At 64.5% G+C, this 16,986-nt stretch carries 16 protein-coding genes and 1 tRNA gene; 8 read left to right on the top strand and 9 right to left on the bottom strand.

All coding sequences use genetic code 11. The features are described 5' to 3' along the window. Positions 1 to 6: 6 nt before the first annotated feature. The 3 genes from secD to AC2TZ7_RS12270 all read right to left on the bottom strand — a co-directional run bounded on the left by secD (position 7) and on the right by AC2TZ7_RS12270 (position 3,457). Positions 7 to 1,677, bottom strand: coding sequence for a protein translocase subunit SecD (secD, locus tag AC2TZ7_RS12280; protein ID WP_489864448.1), 1,671 nt, complete (start codon positions 1,675 to 1,677; stop codon positions 7 to 9). A gap of 21 nt (positions 1,678 to 1,698) precedes the next feature. Beyond that, positions 1,699 to 2,037: a preprotein translocase subunit YajC gene (yajC, locus tag AC2TZ7_RS12275; protein ID WP_078520633.1), complete on the bottom strand. Its 339-nt coding sequence runs from the start codon at positions 2,035 to 2,037 to the stop codon at positions 1,699 to 1,701. 256 nt (positions 2,038 to 2,293) lie between these two features. Further along, positions 2,294 to 3,457, bottom strand: coding sequence for a M20 aminoacylase family protein (locus AC2TZ7_RS12270; RefSeq protein WP_489864447.1), 1,164 nt, complete (start codon positions 3,455 to 3,457; stop codon positions 2,294 to 2,296). Positions 3,458 to 3,520: 63 nt separating this feature from the next. Here AC2TZ7_RS12270 and mazG point away from each other — a divergent pair, with 63 nt between their 5' ends. Next, entirely contained in the window at positions 3,521 to 4,363 is an 843-nt protein-coding gene (gene mazG, locus AC2TZ7_RS12265; RefSeq protein ID WP_489864446.1) for a nucleoside triphosphate pyrophosphohydrolase, read from the top strand. Between the two features lie 61 nt (positions 4,364 to 4,424). Here mazG and AC2TZ7_RS12260 read toward each other — a convergent pair whose 3' ends face one another. The 5 genes from AC2TZ7_RS12260 to AC2TZ7_RS12240 form a co-directional block, all read right to left on the bottom strand. After that, positions 4,425 to 5,240 (bottom strand): sulfite exporter TauE/SafE family protein, encoded by an 816-nt coding sequence (locus AC2TZ7_RS12260; RefSeq protein ID WP_489864445.1) that lies wholly within the window; start codon positions 5,238 to 5,240, stop codon positions 4,425 to 4,427. A 25-nt stretch (positions 5,241 to 5,265) separates the two neighbouring features. After that, positions 5,266 to 6,264 (bottom strand): tRNA dihydrouridine(20/20a) synthase DusA, encoded by a 999-nt coding sequence (gene dusA, locus AC2TZ7_RS12255; protein WP_489864444.1) that lies wholly within the window; start codon positions 6,262 to 6,264, stop codon positions 5,266 to 5,268. 87 nt (positions 6,265 to 6,351) lie between these two features. Next, positions 6,352 to 6,428 (bottom strand) — tRNA-Arg (locus AC2TZ7_RS12250). 51 nt (positions 6,429 to 6,479) lie between these two features. Next, positions 6,480 to 7,586, bottom strand: a complete 1,107-nt coding sequence (gene aroB, locus AC2TZ7_RS12245; protein ID WP_489864443.1) for a 3-dehydroquinate synthase — start codon at positions 7,584 to 7,586, stop codon at positions 6,480 to 6,482. Then, positions 7,579 to 8,151, bottom strand: coding sequence for a shikimate kinase (locus AC2TZ7_RS12240; RefSeq protein WP_489864442.1), 573 nt, complete (start codon positions 8,149 to 8,151; stop codon positions 7,579 to 7,581). The genes aroB and AC2TZ7_RS12240 overlap by 8 nt, the downstream gene beginning before the upstream one ends. Positions 8,152 to 8,385: 234 nt before the next feature. Here AC2TZ7_RS12240 and AC2TZ7_RS12235 point away from each other — a divergent pair, with 234 nt between their 5' ends. The 7 genes from AC2TZ7_RS12235 to AC2TZ7_RS12205 all read left to right on the top strand — a co-directional run bounded on the left by AC2TZ7_RS12235 (position 8,386) and on the right by AC2TZ7_RS12205 (position 15,370). Next, positions 8,386 to 8,595 carry a hypothetical protein gene (locus tag AC2TZ7_RS12235; protein WP_078541024.1) on the top strand — a complete coding sequence of 70 codons (210 nt, stop codon included), beginning with the start codon at positions 8,386 to 8,388 and terminating at the stop codon, positions 8,593 to 8,595. Beyond that, the gene (locus AC2TZ7_RS12230; RefSeq protein WP_489864441.1) at positions 8,585 to 10,189 is read left to right on the top strand and encodes a hypothetical protein; all 1,605 of its coding nucleotides are present in this window, start codon (positions 8,585 to 8,587) and stop codon (positions 10,187 to 10,189) included. The genes AC2TZ7_RS12235 and AC2TZ7_RS12230 overlap by 11 nt, the downstream gene beginning before the upstream one ends. Beyond that, a complete protein-coding gene (locus tag AC2TZ7_RS12225) occupies positions 10,186 to 11,163 on the top strand; it encodes a site-specific tyrosine recombinase XerD (RefSeq protein ID WP_489864440.1) in 978 nt (325 codons plus the stop codon). The genes AC2TZ7_RS12230 and AC2TZ7_RS12225 overlap by 4 nt, the downstream gene beginning before the upstream one ends. Before the next feature lie 33 nt (positions 11,164 to 11,196). Then, positions 11,197 to 12,519 (top strand): HlyC/CorC family transporter, encoded by a 1,323-nt coding sequence (locus tag AC2TZ7_RS12220; RefSeq protein WP_098410930.1) that lies wholly within the window; start codon positions 11,197 to 11,199, stop codon positions 12,517 to 12,519. A gap of 149 nt (positions 12,520 to 12,668) precedes the next feature. After that, the gene (guaA, locus tag AC2TZ7_RS12215; RefSeq protein WP_078601468.1) at positions 12,669 to 14,231 is read left to right on the top strand and encodes a glutamine-hydrolyzing GMP synthase; all 1,563 of its coding nucleotides are present in this window, start codon (positions 12,669 to 12,671) and stop codon (positions 14,229 to 14,231) included. Positions 14,232 to 14,330: 99 nt separating this feature from the next. After that, a complete protein-coding gene (locus AC2TZ7_RS12210) occupies positions 14,331 to 15,089 on the top strand; it encodes an FkbM family methyltransferase (RefSeq protein WP_489864439.1) in 759 nt (252 codons plus the stop codon). Between the two features lie 5 nt (positions 15,090 to 15,094). Then, the gene (locus AC2TZ7_RS12205) at positions 15,095 to 15,370 is read left to right on the top strand and encodes a putative quinol monooxygenase (RefSeq protein WP_098410926.1); all 276 of its coding nucleotides are present in this window, start codon (positions 15,095 to 15,097) and stop codon (positions 15,368 to 15,370) included. 4 nt (positions 15,371 to 15,374) lie between these two features. Here the strand turns inward: AC2TZ7_RS12205 and AC2TZ7_RS12200 are convergent, their stop codons facing one another. Beyond that, positions 15,375 to 16,931, bottom strand: coding sequence for a trimethylamine methyltransferase family protein (locus AC2TZ7_RS12200; protein ID WP_489864438.1), 1,557 nt, complete (start codon positions 16,929 to 16,931; stop codon positions 15,375 to 15,377). Between the last annotated feature and the right edge of the window lie 55 nt (positions 16,932 to 16,986).

Genomic DNA, 16,986 nt, shown 5'->3' with positions numbered 1-16,986 from the left:
TCTCCCTTACAGTACGAGTTCGCGGGGACGACGGCGCGCGAACCAGATGCTCACGAACAGCCGCGTCACCCAGATCGCGGTGAAGACCGAGGTGATGATCCCGATCAGGAAGGTGACGGCGAACCCGCGCACCGGGCCTGCGCCCAGCACGAAGAGGATCACCGCCGTGAGGAAGGTGGTCACGTTGGCGTCGACGATGGCGGACATCGCGCGCTCATAGCCAAGCTCGATCGCGCGGGCGGCTTTCGCCTTCTGCTGATTGCGCAGCTCCTCGCGGATACGCTCGAACACGAGCACGTTGGCGTCGACCGCCGTACCCATCGTCAGCACGATTCCGGCGATACCGGGCAGCGTCAGCGTGCCGCCGATCACCGAGAGGATCGCGAAGATCAGCGCGATGTTGATCCCCAGCGCCAGCGAGGCGAACACGCCGAAGGTGCCGTAGGACGCGATCATGAAGATCACGACGAGCACCGCGCCGACGGCCGCGGCCATCTTGCCGGCCGCGATCGAATCCGCGCCGAGCTCCGGGCCGATGGTCCGCTCTTCGAGGAAGGTCATCGAGGCGGGCAACGCACCGGCGCGCAGCAGCAGCGCCAGATCGGTCGCCTCTTTCACCGTGAACCGGCCGGTGATGATGCCCGAGCCGCCCGCGATATGCGATTGGATCGTCGGCGCCGAGATCACCTTGTTGTCGAGCACGATGGCAAAGGGTTTGCCGATATTGTTCTGCGTGTAATCGCCGAAAGTGCGGGCCGCGCTCGCGTTGAAGCGGAAGGCCACCGCCGGATAGCCGTTCTGATCGGTATCGGGGCGCGCATCCGTCAGGTCTTCGCCGGTCACGACCGGAAGGCTGTCGAGGATGTAGTAGAGCCCTTTCTGATCGGCCGAGGGCAGGATTTCCTGATCCGAGCCCACCGCCTCGTTCGGGTTCGAACTGGTGCCGATCACCGAGTTGAAGGTCAGTTTTGCCGTGGTGCCGATCAGCTGCTTGATCTCCTGTGCGGAGCTTGCGCCCGGCACCTGGATCAGGATGCGGTCAGCGCCTTCGCGCACGATCGTGGGTTCACGGGTGCCCGCGGCGTCGATCCGGCGGCGCACGATCTCCAGCGATTGCTGCATCGTGCGGTCGTCTGTCGCGGCCTTCTCGGCATCCGAGAGCTGGATGATCAGCTGGTTGCCCTCAGTGGTGATCGCGAGCGTCTTCTGCCCAACGCCGGTCAGCGACGAGACCGGGTTGTTCAGCGTCTCGGCGATCTTCTGGGCTTCCGCGATCTGGTCGGCATTGCCGATCTGGATCCGCAGGACGCCCGGATCGGCGTTCAGGCGACGGATCGAGCCGAGCGTGCCGCGCTCGGCGGCGAGCGCCTTGCGGAACTCGGGCCAGAGCGCATCAACACGCGCCTTGTAGACCTCATCGACATTGACCTCGGCCAGAAGCTGCGCGCCACCGCGCAGATCGAGGCCGAGATTGACGATGTCGGAGGGCAGCCAATCGGGCCAGCCAGCCTGCGCGGCCTGCTGCTCGGGCGTCAGAGACTCGCCCTTCGCGGCGGCGGCAACGGCATCGTTATGCCCCTCCACCCGGTTGTAAAAGATGTTCGGCGCGGCAAAGACGACCCCGATCAAAACGATGATCAGGATCAGCACGCGCTTCCACAGCGAGATGTGCAACATGGGGGACGGGCCTTTTATGGCTTATTCAGAGGTCTTGGCGGGTTCGGTGCGCGAAACAACCTGCACGATGGTCGATTTCACCACGCGGACTTTGACGCCCTGCGCGATCTCGACCTCGACCTCGCCGTCTTCCTTGATATGGGTGACTTTGCCGAGAATACCGCCCTGGGTCACGACCTGATCACCGCGGCGCAGAGCCTCGAGCATCGCCTTGTGCTCCTTGGCTTTTTTCTGCTGCGGACGGATCAGCAGGAAATACATGATCACGAAGATCAGGATCAGGGGAAGGAACTGGCCGAACGCGGCGGCGGGGTTACTGGCGCCACCGGCGGCCTGCGCGAAAGCGGGGGTCACGAACATGATCTATGGTCCTTTGTCATGGGCCTTGGGGGCAGCAAGCCCCGGTTGTCGGCGCGCACCCTAGCCGTGGCCCTGAGGCTTGGCAAGGCGAAGCCGCCCCTGTGAAGGCGACCTCACGTCGCGGTGACGCGGCGAAGGGAAACGGAGCGCGCGCGCCCTATCGCCGAAGGGCTGTGATCGACAAGGAAAAAGGGGCTCTGCCCCCGCTCCTGCGGAGCGTCCCCGGGATATTTCGATCGAGAAGAAGGGAGGCGTCTCAGCCCAAGGGCAAGGCGCGCTCGGCCAGACGGGCGAGGTAGGAGGCCCCCACAGGCGCGGCCTCGTCGTTGAAATCGAAGCGCGGATGGTGGAGCCCCGCGCCCTCGCCGGTGCCCATGAAGAGATAGGCGCCGGGCCGGGCCGCCAGCATATAGGCGAAATCCTCGGCACCCATTTCGCGCGGAGCGTCGGTCACGACGCGCTCGGGCCCTGCGATTTCGCTTGCGACTTCGGCGGCGAACCCGGTCTCGTCGGGGTCGTTCACGGTGGGCGGGTAGCCGCGTTCGTATTCGATCTCGACGCTGACGCCATGCGCCGCCGCGATGCCTTCGCAGATCTCGCGCAGCCGTTTTTCCGCCAGATCACGGACCTCCGGCTCGAAGCAGCGAATCGTCGCGGTGAGGAATCCGCTTTCGGGGATGATGTTGAGCGCGGTGCCCGCATGGACCTGCGTGACCGAGACGACGAGCGCATCGCCCGCGCCCACGTTGCGCGAGACCACCGTCTGCAATGAGGTCACCATCGCCGAGAGTGCCGGGATCGGATCGATGCAGCCCTGCGGGGTCGCCGCATGGCCGCCGCGCCCCGTCACCGTCACGCGCGCCTCGTCGACCGAGGCGAGATAGGGGCCGGGTGTGGTGTAGAAATGCCCGAACGGCAGCCCCGGCGCGTTGTGGATCGCGAAGACGCGCGAGATGCCGAAGCGTTCCATCACACCCGCATCGACCATCACCTCGGCCCCGCCGCCGTCTTCCTCGGCGGGCTGGAAGATCAGCGCCACGGTGCCTGCGAATTTCCGGGTCTCGGCCAGATAGGCCGCCGCCCCCAGAAGCATTGCCGTATGCCCGTCATGGCCGCAGGCATGCATCTTGCCGGGCGTCTCGGAGGCGTATTCCGCATGGGTTTCTTCCGTGATCGGCAGCGCGTCCATATCGGCGCGCAGGCCGATGGTGGGGCCTTCGCCCTGCCCTTTGATCAGCGCCACGATCCCGGTCTGGGCGATCCCTTCATGGATCTCATCCACCCCGATTTCGCGCAGCTTCGCGGCGACAAAACCCGAGGTCTGGTGCAGATCGAAACGCAGCTCGGGATGGCGATGCAGCCAGTGCCGCCATTCGGTCATTTGCGGGCCGAGATCGGCGATACGGTTGAGAACGGGCATAGTGGACTTCCCCTTGCGGGCTGGTTAGGCCAGAGGCATTCGCATGGCAGGAGGCAAGCTGCAATGGCCAAACCCGACGACGCACTCATCTTCGACGATACGGGCGATGCGGCCCATCAGTTCACTCGGCTGACCGCGATCATGGAATGCCTGCGTGATCCGGAGAGCGGTTGCCCGTGGGATCTGGAGCAGGATTTCGCCTCCATCGCGCCCTACACGATCGAGGAAGCCCATGAGGTCGCCGATGCGATCGCGCGGCAGGCCTGGTCGGAATTGCCGGGCGAGCTGGGCGATCTGGCGCTGCAGGTGGTCTATCACGCGCAAATGGCGTCCGAGGACGGGCGCTTCGATATCTCCGACGTGCTGCGTGCGATCAACGCGAAGATGGTGGCACGTCATCCGCATGTCTTCGGCGACGAGAGCCGCGAGAAATCCGCCGAACAGCAGACCGCCGATTGGGAAGCGATCAAGGCGGCCGAGCGCAAGGCTGCGGGTAAATCCGAGCGGGTCGGTGTGTTGGACGGGGTGGCTCTGGGCCTGCCCGCGCTGACCCGTGCGATCAAGCTGCAGAACCGCGCGGCGCGGGTGGGGTTCGACTGGCCTTCGACCGATGAGGTCTTGGATAAGATCGTCGAGGAAGCGCGTGAGTTGGAAGAGGCGCGCGACGAATTGGGCCCGGAAGAACTGGCCGAGGAATATGGCGACCTGCTGTTTGTGATGGTCAATCTCGGGCGGCATCTGGGGCTGGACCCGGAGGCGTCCCTGCGCGCGGCCAATCTGAAATTCACCAACCGGTTCAATCATATCGAGCGCGAACTTGAAGCGCGCGGCAAGGCGCCGAAGGACAGCGATCTGGCCGAGATGGATGCGCTTTGGAACGAGGCGAAGGCGCGCAAGATCAAGTGACGGTGGGGGGCTCTGCCCCCGCGCTACCGCGCCCCCCGGGATATTTTCGCCAAGAGGAAGTTCAGAGAAACGCTTTGCGCAGCATGTTCAGCGCGACGAGCATCAGGAAGCCCGCGAAGACGCGCTTGAGCTTCTTGGGGTCGAGCTTGTGGGCCAGTGCCGCGCCCAAGGGGGCGGTGATCGTGGTCATCGCGATGACGATCAGGAAGGCTGGGATGTTCACCGCGCCGATCGAGTAAGGCGGCGCGTCGGCGACCGGCGTCAGCAGAAAGCCGATCGCCGAAGGCAGCGCGATAGTCACGCCGAAGCCTGCCGAGGTCGCGACCGCGCGGTGGATCGGGATACCGTGGAGCGTCTGCATCGGCGTGCCGATCGAGCCACCACCGATGCCTAGCAGCACCGAGAGGAACCCCATCAGCGGGCCGAACCAGGCGCGGAAGATCCCGCCTGGCAGCCCGTCCGAGATCCGCCAGCTCGATTTGCCGAACATCATGTAGCAGGCGATCAGGAGTACCATCACCGCGAAGATGATCTGCATGGTCGAGGAGCGCAGCTGATGCACCACCAGCACCCCGATGATCGCGCCGATGGCGATGGGGGCGATCCATTGCTTGAGGATATCCCAATCCACCGCGCCCTTGCGGTTATGGGCCATGACCGAGCGGATCGAGGTCACGATGATCGTGGCCAGCGAGGTCGCGACGCAGACCTGCATCAGATCGCTTGATCCGTACCCCAAGCCGCTGAAAAGATAGAAGAAGGCGGGCACGAGCACGATCCCGCCGCCGACCCCCAGAAGCCCCGCCAGAACGCCTGCGAACGCCCCCACTGCCATCAGGATCAAGACGAGCGGCGCGAGCGTGGCGAAATCGGGCATGTCGGGAAATCTCCTTGGGTTCCGCTCAGTTAACCCGTTCACGTACGGCTGACAACGCACTCTCGAAAAGTTCAACCCCGGCGCCGTCGCGGGTCGCGCCTTCCGACAGGATCTGCCGGAAGCGGCGCGCGCCGGGCTTGCCGTGGAACAGGCCGAGCATGTGGCGGGTGATCTGGTGCAGCCTGCCGCCGCGCTCGAGATGGCGCGCGATATAGGGGATCATCGCTTCAGCCACGTCGAAGGGATCGCGCGCCGCGCCCTGCCCCCAGATGCGCTGATCGGCGGCGCCAAGCACCTCCATCGGCTGGTGATAGGCCGCGCGGCCCACCATGACGCCGTCGAGCCCTTGGGCGAGTTCGGCCTCGGCTGCGGCGAGATCGGCAATGCCGCCATTGATCGACAGATGCAGCTGCGGATAGGCCGCCTTCATCGCGTGGACGAGCGGGTAATCGAGCGGCGGGATTTCGCGGTTGTCCTTGGGCGAGAGGCCCTGGAGCCAAGCCTTGCGGGCGTGGATCGTGATGCGGGTCACGCCGGCGGCGGCCACTTTCTCGATGAACTCGGGCAGCACCTCTTGCGGGTCCTGATCGTCCACCCCGATGCGGCATTTCACCGTGACTTCAATCGGTTGCGCGGCGATCATCGCGGCACAGCACTCGGCCACCAGATCGGGCGACTTCATCAAAACCGCACCGAAAGCCCCGGATTGCACGCGATCGGACGGGCAGCCGCAATTGAGGTTGATCTCGTCATAACCGAAATCCGCGCCGACCTGCGCTGCCTCGGCCAGTTCCTTCGCGTCCGAACCGCCGAGCTGCAGCGCCACCGGATGCTCGGCCTCATCGAACCCCAGCAGCCGCTCGCGATCGCCGTGAATCACTGCAGGCGCGGTCACCATCTCGGTATACAGCAACGCGTTGCGGCTGATCTGACGGTGGAAGTAGCGGCAATGGCGGTCGGTCCAGTCCATCATCGGCGCGACCGAGAGCTTCGCTGCGCGGATCAGGGCGTCATCTGTCGTCATCGCATCTCTCATCGGGTCTGTCTCGGGGCCGTCTCGATAGCGTCTGTGCCGCCCCCAAGGCGCTGAAATTTCGGAAACTGGGGGAAATGGCGCACCCAGAAGGATTCGAACCTTCGGCCTCTGCCTTCGGAGGGCAGCGCTCTATCCAGCTGAGCTATGGGTGCCTGAAGCGGCGTATAAAGAAGGAGCGCGCGGCTCGCAACTGGGAAATCGGCTTACCGCGCGGCGAGCGCGTCGTCGAGCACGCCTGCCAGCACATCGCGCGGTACATCCGAGGTCACGAAAGCCTCGCCGATGCCGCGCGCGAGGATGAAGCGCAGCTTGCCGTCGAGCACTTTCTTGTCCTGCGCCATCAGGTCGATCAGCGCGTCGCGGCCCGGCAGATCGCCCTCGATATCGGCCAGATCGGTCTTCATTCCCATGTCGCGCAGATGGGCGCGCACGCGGCTCGGAGCTTCTTGCGAGCACAGGCCGAGGCGCTGGCTCAGCTCGAACGCCATGGCGCAGCCGATCGCCACGCCCTCGCCATGCAGGAGCCGGTCCGAATAGCCCGTTGCGGCCTCCAGCGCGTGGCAGAAGGTGTGACCGAGGTTGAGGAGCGCGCGGTCGCCCTCTTCGGTCTCGTCGCGGGCCACGATCTCGGCTTTCATCTCGACCGAGCGTTTGACCGCATGCAGGCGCTTTTCCATATCGCCCGCCGCCATCGTGGGCGCGTTGGCCTCGAGCCAGTCGAAGAAATTCGCATCGCCCAGAAGCCCGTATTTCACCACCTCGCCATAGCCCGCTAGGAAGTCGCGCGGCTCGAGCGTACCCAGCACGTCGAGATCGGCCAGCACCAGCGAGGGCTGATGGAAGGCGCCGATCAGGTTCTTGCCCTGCGGCGCGTTGATCCCGGTCTTGCCGCCCACGGAGCTGTCGACCTGCGCGAGAAGCGAAGTCGGGATCTGCACGAAACGCACGCCCCGGCGCAGCACGGCGGCCGCAAATCCCACCAGATCGCCGATCACGCCGCCGCCCAAAGCGATGACGATATCCTTGCGCTCGACTTTCTGCTCCAGCAGCCATTCCACGGTGCGGGTGAACTGCGGCCAGCTTTTCGTGCCCTCGCCCGGCGGCAGGGCCAGCGAGACCATCTCGATATCGCCAAGGCCGCGGCGCAGGGTCGCGAGATGGAGATCGGCCACCGTCTGATCGGCGACGACCGCCACGCGCGGACGGCGCAGCAAGGGCGCGATCTCGGTGCCTGCGTTTTCCAAGAGCCCGGTGCCGATGCGCACCTCGTAGGAACGCTCGCCCAGCTCGACCGGCACGATCTCACGCATCTTTCACCTCTTCGATCAATCCATCCACCTCGCGCAAATGCGAAACCACCTTGCGCGCCATGCCCTGCACCGAGAGGCCCGGCTCGGCCTCGACCACGATCTGGGCTTTCTCGTAATGCGGAAGGCGCGCGGCCAGAAGGTCGCTCAGCGTCCGTTTCGGGTCGGCCGTGCGCAGCAAGGGCCGCGTGTTCTTGTGGCGCACCCGGTTCCACAGGATCTCCAGATCCGCCTTCAGCCAGACCGAGACGCCGAGCCGGTTGATCAACTCGCGGTTCTTCTCGGACAGGAAGGCCCCGCCGCCGGTAGAGATCACGCCGGGCGGTCCTATCAACAGCCGCTCCAGCACTTCCGATTCGCGGGCGCGGAAGAACGGCTCGCCATCGCGGGCGAAAATCTCGGCGACGGTCATCTGGGCGGCGCGTTCGATTTCGTGGTCGCTGTCGAGGAACGGCGAATCGAGCATCTTGGACAGGGCGGTGCCAACGGCGGTCTTTCCCGACCCCATCATGCCGACGAGCACGACGGAGCGCGTCAGATGCCCCAGTTTCTCGGTTTCGCCTTCCACTGCGCGCCCCCTGCCTCGCGTCGCCTGCGGTATTCCTGCCCTGTCAATCCCGGCGGGACGGACAAGGCTTGCCATCGGCGGAGCCTTGCACAATCGTGACGCAGGACCCCTTGAATGGCGTGAACTTCCCTGAAATGCCATATATGATCAACGCGAAACCGCAACCAAGAACGGCCCGCCCACCGAGAGACACGATATGGGACGGGCCGCGACAGACGGCAGAAAAGAGAGATTATGGGGCGCATCTTCAAGCTTATCGTCATCCTTCTGGTGCTTGGCGCGATCGGCGTGATCGGCTTTGCTTACTTGGGCGACATGAGCCCCGACAGTCAGGAACAGCGTATCGAAGTCACGCTGCCCGACGGCTCGGGCATGGCAGGCACGAGTAATTCCGATGCAGATACCGAGACGGGCACCGACAGCGAGACTGCGAGTGGCAACTGATCGCCGCGCGGCGACCCTTGGCCTGATCTGGCTGAGCGGTTTCGCGCTTGGCGGTCTGGTGGCGGGACCCGCCGCCGCGCAATCGAATGCCGCGGTGGAGGCCACCCCTACGGCCGGGAGCCCGATGTCGGCGATCGACTGGCTGTCGCATTCCCTGAAGTCGGCACCGCGCGATGGCCCGGCGGGCTCGACCGCGCCGGTCAGCGGGGCGGGCGGGATCGAAGATATCGCGGTGCTCTCGCTCGACGCGCCTTCCGCCGATACGTTGGGCCTTCTGACGCCGGATCGCACCGGGCTGCCGCGCGATCTCTGGGGGAATACGCCTGAGCCGGAACTGGCACAGGCCTTGCGGGCGATGCCGCTCGATCAGTTGCCCGCGCTGCGGGGGCTGAGCCTGACATTGCTGCTCGCCGAGCTGAACCCGCCGCAGATCGAGACGCCGTCGCAGCGCAACCAGCTGTTCCTTGCCCGGATCGACCGGCTTCTGGACATGGGTGCGCTGGAACAGGCCAATGCGCTTCTGGGTCAGGCAGGCACCGCGAGCCCCGAGATTTTCCGCCGCAGCTTCGACGTGGCGCTGCTGCTGGGGCAGGAAAACCGTGCCTGCAAGATCATCGAGCGCACCCCCGGCATCGCGCCGTCTTATGCCGCGCGGGTGTTCTGCCTTGCGCGCAATGGGCAATGGGACACCGCAGAGTTGACCTATGGCACGGGCGCCGCGCTGGGGCAGATCCCGCAGGAGGATCGCTCCCTGCTGGAGCAATTCCTCGACCCGGCCCTGGCCGAGGAGGCCGGTGATACGCCGCCGCCCGATCCGGTGACGCCGCTCGCGTTCAAGATGATGGAGGCGATCGGTCAGCCGCTGCCCACGGCGACGCTGCCTCTGGCTTTCGCACAGGCCGACCTGACCGAGAATAACGGTTGGAAATCGCAATTGGAGGCCGCCGAGCGTCTGGCCCGCGCGGGCGTGCTCGACCCGAACCGGCTGCTTGGACTTTATACCGAGCGTAAAGCGGCAGCGTCGGGGTCCCTCTGGGATCGCGTGTCAGCCGTGAGCGCACTCGATCAGGCGCTTGAGGCGGGCGATACCGACAAGGTCGCGACCGCCCTGCCCGCCGCCTATGACGTGATGGCCTCGGAAGATCTTGCACCGGTGCTGGGCGCGCTGTTTGGCGACCAGCTCGCGGGGATGGACCTGCCGGGCCGCGCGGGCCGCCTCGCCTACGAGCTGAGCCTGCTAACCCCGAATTACGAAGAAAACGCCCGCAAAGGCACGCAGAGTTCGGCGCGGGCCGCGCTGCTCAAAGGGCTGGCCGCGGGCGATACCAGCGCACCCCCCGCAAGCGGTGCGCGCGATCAGGCGCTGAAGGCGGTCTTCGATGCGCCGCCGGGAGCCGCGCCCGACCGCTACAAGGGATTGCTGCCCGACCAGCTTGGCCTCGCGCTGATCGAAGCGATCGGGGATGTGGGCGACGGCGCGAAAGGCGATTATCCGCGGCTGCAGGACGGGCTGAGCCTGCTGCGTCTGGCCGGATTGGAAACCGTCGCGCGGCGCGCCGCGATCGAGCTGATCGTGCTGGGAGATCGCGGATGACCGGACCCGGATCAGACGCGCCGCCCGATCCGCAATGGTTGCCGAGTTTTCTCGACGCGCAATCCGCCGAAGCCGGTGCCGCACGCAACACGATCCTGAGTTACGGGCGTGATCTCAATGACTTCGCGGGGTTTCTTCAGGCGAAGGGGCTGAGCTACGCGACGCTCACGCGCGCCGATATCGAAACCTATCTGATCCGCTGCGAGGCGGAGGGGCTGGCGAAATCGACCCGCGCGCGCAGGCTCTCGGCGATCCGGCAACTCTACCGCTTCGCCTATGAGGAGGGCTGGCGCGCCGACAATCCGGCGATCCGCATCGCAGGTCCCGGCCGCGCGCAACGCCTGCCGAAGACGCTGAGCCTCGAGGAGGTCGAGGCGCTGCTGGAGGCCGCCCGCGATCAGGGCCGGTCACAGAAGGATCAGATCCGCAATCGCTGCCTGATGGAGCTGCTTTACGCCACGGGGATGCGGGTCTCCGAACTGGTCTCGCTGCCGGTGTCCTCCGCGCGCGGCGATCCGCGGATGCTGCTGGTGCGCGGCAAGGGCGACAAGGAGCGGATGGTGCCGCTCTCGCCACCGGCGCGCGAGGCGCTGGCCGACTGGCTGAGCGCGCGCGACGAAGCTGAGGAACAGGCCCGCATCGAGCATCGCGCGCCGCCCTCGCGTTTCCTCTTCCCCTCGGGCGGCAAGGAAGGTCACCTGACGCGTCAGGGCTTTCACAAGCTGCTGAAGGACATCGCGGTGAAGGCCGGAGTGAGCCCCGCCAAGGTCACGCCCCACGTGTTGCGACACGCCTTCGCCACGCATCTTCTGCAAGGTGGCGCGGATCTGCGTGCGATCCAGATGCTGCTGGGGCACGCGGACCTGTCGACCACGGAAATCTACACCCATGTCCTCGACGAACGGCTCAAGGAGCTGGTGCTGACGCATCACCCGCTGGCGAAACCGCGCGGCAAAAGTGACGGCACCGCTTGAATGCGCCCTGCCCGCGCCCCATAACCTGACACCATGGAAAACACTCTCGATTTTGCCTTCTGGATCACCGCCGGTTCGATCATTCTGCTGCTGGCGCTCTCGGCCTTCTTCTCGGGCTCGGAAACCGCGCTGACGGCGGCCAGCCGTGCGAAGCTGCGCGCGCAGGCCGATAAGGGCGAAAGCGGCGCGAAGACCGCGCTGGAGGTCACCGAGGATAGCGAGCGCCTGATCGGCGCGATCCTTCTGGGCAATAACGTCGTCAACATCCTGTCCGCCTCGCTCGCGACCGCGCTTCTGACGCGGGTCTTCGGGCAATCAGGCGTGGCGCTGGCGACGCTGGTGATGACGCTTCTGGTGCTGATCTTCGCCGAGGTGCTGCCCAAGACCTACGCGATCACCCTGCCCGAGAAAGTGGCCTCGAAGGTCGCGGGGCCGATCCGCGTCGTGACGCTCATTCTCGCGCCGATCGTCGCTATCGTGCGGATGATCGTGCGCGGCATTCTCTATGCCTTCGGGATGCGGACCGACAAGGACACCCATATGTTCTCGATCCACGAGGAAATCGCGGGTGCGCTGGCGCTGGGGCAATCCGAGGGCACGGTCGACAAGGAAGACCGTGACCGGCTGCTCGGCGCGCTCGATCTGGGCAATCGCACGGTCGAAGAGATCATGCTCCACCGAAGCCAGATCGAGATGATCGATATCGAGGAAGACCCCGACACGATCCTGACGGCGGTGCTGTCCTCGCCGCACACTCGCCTGCCGCTCTATCGCGGCGAGCGCGAAAACGTGGTGGGCGTGATCCATTCGAAAGACCTTCTGCGCGCGGTGGAAAAGGTCGTGCGTGGCGGTGACGGAACGTTGGAAAGCGTGGCCGATCTCGACATCGCCAAGGTGATGATGAAGCCCTATTTCGTCCCCGAGACGACGCCGCTCGACGAGCAGATGCAGGAGTTCCTGAAGCGTCGCACCCATTTCGCGCTGGTGGTGGACGAATATGGCGATCTGCGCGGTCTGCTGACGCTGGAGGACATCCTCGAAGAGATCGTGGGCGAGATCACCGACGAGTTCGACCCCAAGGCCGAGAAGCGTCTGAAGCCTACCGAGAGCGGCGATTACATCGTCGACGGCGCGATGACGATCCGCGACCTGAACCGCGAGACCGATTGGACGCTGCCCGATGAAGAGGCCAACACCGTCGCCGGTCTGGTGATCCACGAGGCGCAGACCATCCCGACCGAGGGTCAGGTCTTCTCCTTCCACGGCTTCCGTTTCGAGGTCGCAGGCCGCAAGGACAACCGGATCACGCGGCTGAAGATCCGGCCGTTGATCCCGGGCGGGTATCCGGAGAGCTGAGAGGCGATGTCGGAGGGGGCGCTGCCCCCGCGGCTGCGCCGCTCCCCCGGGATATTTCTGCCAAGAGGAAGGGATCAGTCGCGCGATAAATAAGGGTCATGCAAGCTGCCCTCTTGCCAAGCGCGAAAACGCGCCCTAATGCCAACGGCATGACAGACCATCAGCGCCTCCTCATCATCGACTTCGGCTCTCAAGTCACGCAGCTGATTGCGCGGCGGCTTCGCGAGCTGAACGTTTACTGCGAAATCCATCCCTATCAGAACGTCACCGACGCCTTCCTGAAAGAGTTCGCCCCGAAAGCGATCATCTTCTCCGGCGGGCCAGATTCGGTCACGCGCGAGGGCTCTCCCCGGCCGCCAAAATCGGCCTATGAGTTGGGCGTGCCGATCCTCGGCATCTGCTACGGCCAGCAGGTGATGATGCAGGATCTGGGCGGTCTGGTGGAGGCCAAGCACGGCTCCGCCGAATTCGGGCGCGCCTATGTGACGCCGACCGAGACGCGGATCGATCTGCTCAATGGCTGGTTCATGGATGGCGCGGGCCGCGAGCAGGTCTGGATGAGCCATGGTGACCATGTCAGCCGCATCGCGCCGGGCTTCGAGGTCTATGGCACCTCGCCGGGCGCACCTTACGCGATCACCGCCGATCTGAGCCGTCGCTTCTACGCGGTGCAGTTCCACCCGGAGGTGCATCACACGCCCAACGGAAAGACGCTCTACGAGAACTTCGTGCGCGACGCGGGCTTCACCGGCGACTGGACCATGGATGCCTATCGCGACGAGGCGATCCGCCAGATCCGCGAACAAGTGGGCGACAGCCATGTCATCTGTGGTCTGTCCGGCGGCGTCGACAGCTCGGTCACCGCGATCCTGCTGCACGAAGCGATCGGCGATCAGCTGACCTGTGTCTTCGTCGATCATGGCCTGCTGCGGATGAACGAGGCCGAAGAAGTGGTCACGATGTTCCGCGATCACTACAACATCAAACTAATCCATGCCGACGAGAGCGAACTGTTCCTCGGCGAGTTGGAAGGCGTCACCGACCCTGAGGTCAAGCGCAAGACGATCGGGCGCCTCTTCATCGACGTATTCCAGAAATACGCGGGCGAGATCGAGGATGCGAGCTTCCTCGCGCAGGGCACGCTCTATCCCGATGTCATTGAATCGGTGAGCTTCTCGGGCGGTCCTTCGGTCACGATCAAGTCGCACCACAATGTGGGCGGTCTGCCCGAGAAGATGGGCCTCAAACTGGTCGAGCCGCTGCGCGAGCTGTTCAAAGACGAGGTCCGCGCGCTCGGTCACGAGCTGGGTCTGCCGGCGTCGTTCATCGGCCGTCACCCCTTCCCCGGCCCCGGCCTCGCGATCCGCTGCCCCGGCGAGATCACCCGCGACAAGCTGGAGATCCTGCGCAAGGCCGACGCGGTCTATATCGACCAGATCCGCAAGCACGGGCTTTATGACGAGATCTGGCAGGCCTTCGTTGCGATCCTGCCGGTGCGCACCGTCGGCGTGATGGGCGACGGGCGGACTTATGACTACGCCTGCGCCCTGCGCGCGGTGACGAGCGTCGATGGCATGACCGCGGATTACTACCCGTTCAGCCACGAGTTCCTCGGCGAGACCGCGACGCGGATCATCAACGAGGTGAAGGGCATTAACCGGGTGACCTACGACATCACCTCGAAGCCCCCCGGCACGATCGAGTGGGAGTGAGCAATGGCGGCCCCGGTCGGGGCCGCAGCTTCTTTCCATTGGAAGGAAGCAATCTGCGTACGCCTCGTGATAGTCTGTCGATAAATAGGGCGTCGAATTATGAAAAAGCTATTTAAGAAATACAAAATTGTAAAACGTTCGAAGTATGACGCTCTGAAACAGCTCTCGAGCGAAGCGCAAGATTTCGAATTTCTCAAAGCGATGCCCCGAGATAAGGCCTCCCAGATCCTGACCCACTTGGAGGCATCCAAGGCCCAGCTAAGGCAGGACCTGCTGGCGCTCACCTATTCAGATTTCAGAGAGAACGGATTTTTCGTTGAGTTCGGCGCCACCGATGGAGTGGGCCTTTCGAATACCCACCTCCTCGAAAAGCAATTCGGATGGACGGGTATCTTGGCGGAACCTGCAAGAACTTGGCACAATGCGCTCAAGGGTAATCGATCCGCAGTCATCGACACACGATGCGTCTGGAAATCGAGCGGCCAACACCTTGAGTTCGACGAGATCGCCAATTCGGAATTATCTACTATCTCCGAATTTGCAGCCTCGGACTTCCACAAGAAACGAAGAACAGACAAGAAAACCTATACAGTTGAGACAGTTTCGCTTTTCGATCTGCTTCAACAGCATCAAGCTCCGCGCCAAATCGATTACTTGTCGATAGATACCGAGGGAAGCGAATATTCCATATTGGAAGCCTTCGACTTCGCCTCCTACGATATCCGCTTGATCACCTGCGAACATAACTTTTCGGATCAGCGCTCGAAAATCTTCGAGCTGCTAACGCGAAACGGGTATGATCGGATTCACACGGATATCTCGAGATTCGACGATTGGTATTTGAAGCGCGGGAGTTGACTGACATGCCTCTCACCCTGACCGGGCGCCTGATCTGCGCCGATGCCGCCGAGGTCGGAATTGTCCGCGTTCACCTGCCCGAGCATATCGCGCTGACGCATGCGGAACCGGGATGTGAGATGTTCGAAGTCAGGCAAGGCGCCGATCCGCTGGTCTTCACCGTCACGGAACGCTTCACCGACCGCGCCGCGTTCGAGGCGCATCAGGCGCGGACGAAGGCCTCGGAATGGGGCCGCGCGACCCAGGGGATCGCGCGGGAGTATCAGATCGAGGAAGACTGAGCCGTTACAGGAAGGCGTCGGGCACTTCGGCCTTCTTGCGCGCGACATAAGCCGCCAGCGCCTCGGCGACGCTCGGGTCCATCGCGGGCTGCTGATACTCGCTGAGCATCTTCTCGACCCGCTGCGTCGCCAGCGCCATCGTGTCGGGCGCGCCCTGCTCTTCCCAGGTCTCGAAAGGCCGGTAATCGAGCAGTTTCGTGCGCCAGAACGCATCCTTGAAATTGGCCTGGGTATGGGCGCAGCCGAGATAGTGACCGCCGGGGCCGACCTCGCGGATCGCGCCCATCGCCTGCGCGTCCTCCGAGATGTCGACGCCTTGCGCCAGACGATGCAGAACGCCCAGCTGGTCGGCATCCATCACGAATTTCTCGTAGGACGAGACCAGCCCGCCCTCCAGCCAGCCGCAGGAGTGAAGCATGAAGTTCACGCCCGCATAGAGGCCGTTATTGAGCGTATTGGCGCTCTCGTAAGCCGCCTGGGCGTCGGGCAGTTTGGAGCCGGTGAAGCCGCCCGCCGAACGATACGGAAGCCCGAGACGCCGCGCGAGTTGCCCCGCGCCGAGCGTGATCAGCGAGGCTTCGGGCGTGCCGAAGGTGGGCGCGCCCGAGTTCATGTCGATCGAGGTCACGAACGCCCCGAAGATCACCGGCGCGCCGGGACGGATCAGCTGGGAATAGGCCACGCCCGCCAGCACTTCGGCCAGCACCTGCGTCAGCGTGCCCGCGACCGAAACCGGCGCCATCGCGCCGCCCACGATGAAGGGCGAGATGATGCAGGCCTGATTGTTGCGCGCATAGATCTCCAGCGCGCCCATCATGGTGTTGTCGAAGGTCAGCGGCGAGTTGATGTTGATGAGCGAGGTCATCACCGGGTTGTTGTCGACGAACTCGTCCCCGAAGAGGATCTTCGACATCTCGACGCTGTCCTCGGCGCGCGAGGGTTCGGTGACCGAGCCCATATAGGGCTTGTCCGACAGCGTCATATGCGCGTGGAGCATGTCGAGGTGGCGCTTGTTCACCGCCACGTCGGTCGGCTCGCAGACGGTGCCGCCCGAATGGTGGAGCCATTTCGACATGTAGCCGAGCTTCACGAAATTCCGGAAATCCTCGATCGTCGCGTAGCGGCGGCCGCCTTGAGCGTCGCGCACGAAGGGCGGGCCGTAGACCGGGGCGAGCACGAGGTTGCGCCCGCCGATCTCGACATTGCGCTCGGGGTTGCGGGCGTGCTGGGTGAATTGCGACGGCGCGGTCGCACACAGCTTGCGGGCAAGGCCGCGCGGAATGCGCACGCGCTCGCCTTCGATCGAGGCCCCGGCCTCGCGCCAGCGTTCCAGCGCTTCGGGGTTCTCGACGAAGTTGACGCCGATCTCTTCGAGCACGGTTTCCGCGTTATGCTCGATGATCTCGAGGGCTTCCTCGTTCAGGATTTCCATGTCGGGAATGTTGCGCGTGATGAAGCGCGAGAACTCCACCTTCACGGCCGTGCGTTCGGCCCGACGGGCTGCCCCGCCACCACCGCGCGCGCGACGCCCCACACGTTCACCCAATTCCGATTCGGCCATGATTGCCTCCGCCCGTTATGCTCCCCTCACCCTAGCGGGCGGTCAGAGACACGAT

Source organism: Thioclava sp. ISO4 (assembly GCF_058105145.1).
The sequence above is the reverse complement of the archived record's forward strand: the minus strand, read 5'-3'. Positions and strand labels throughout refer to the sequence as shown.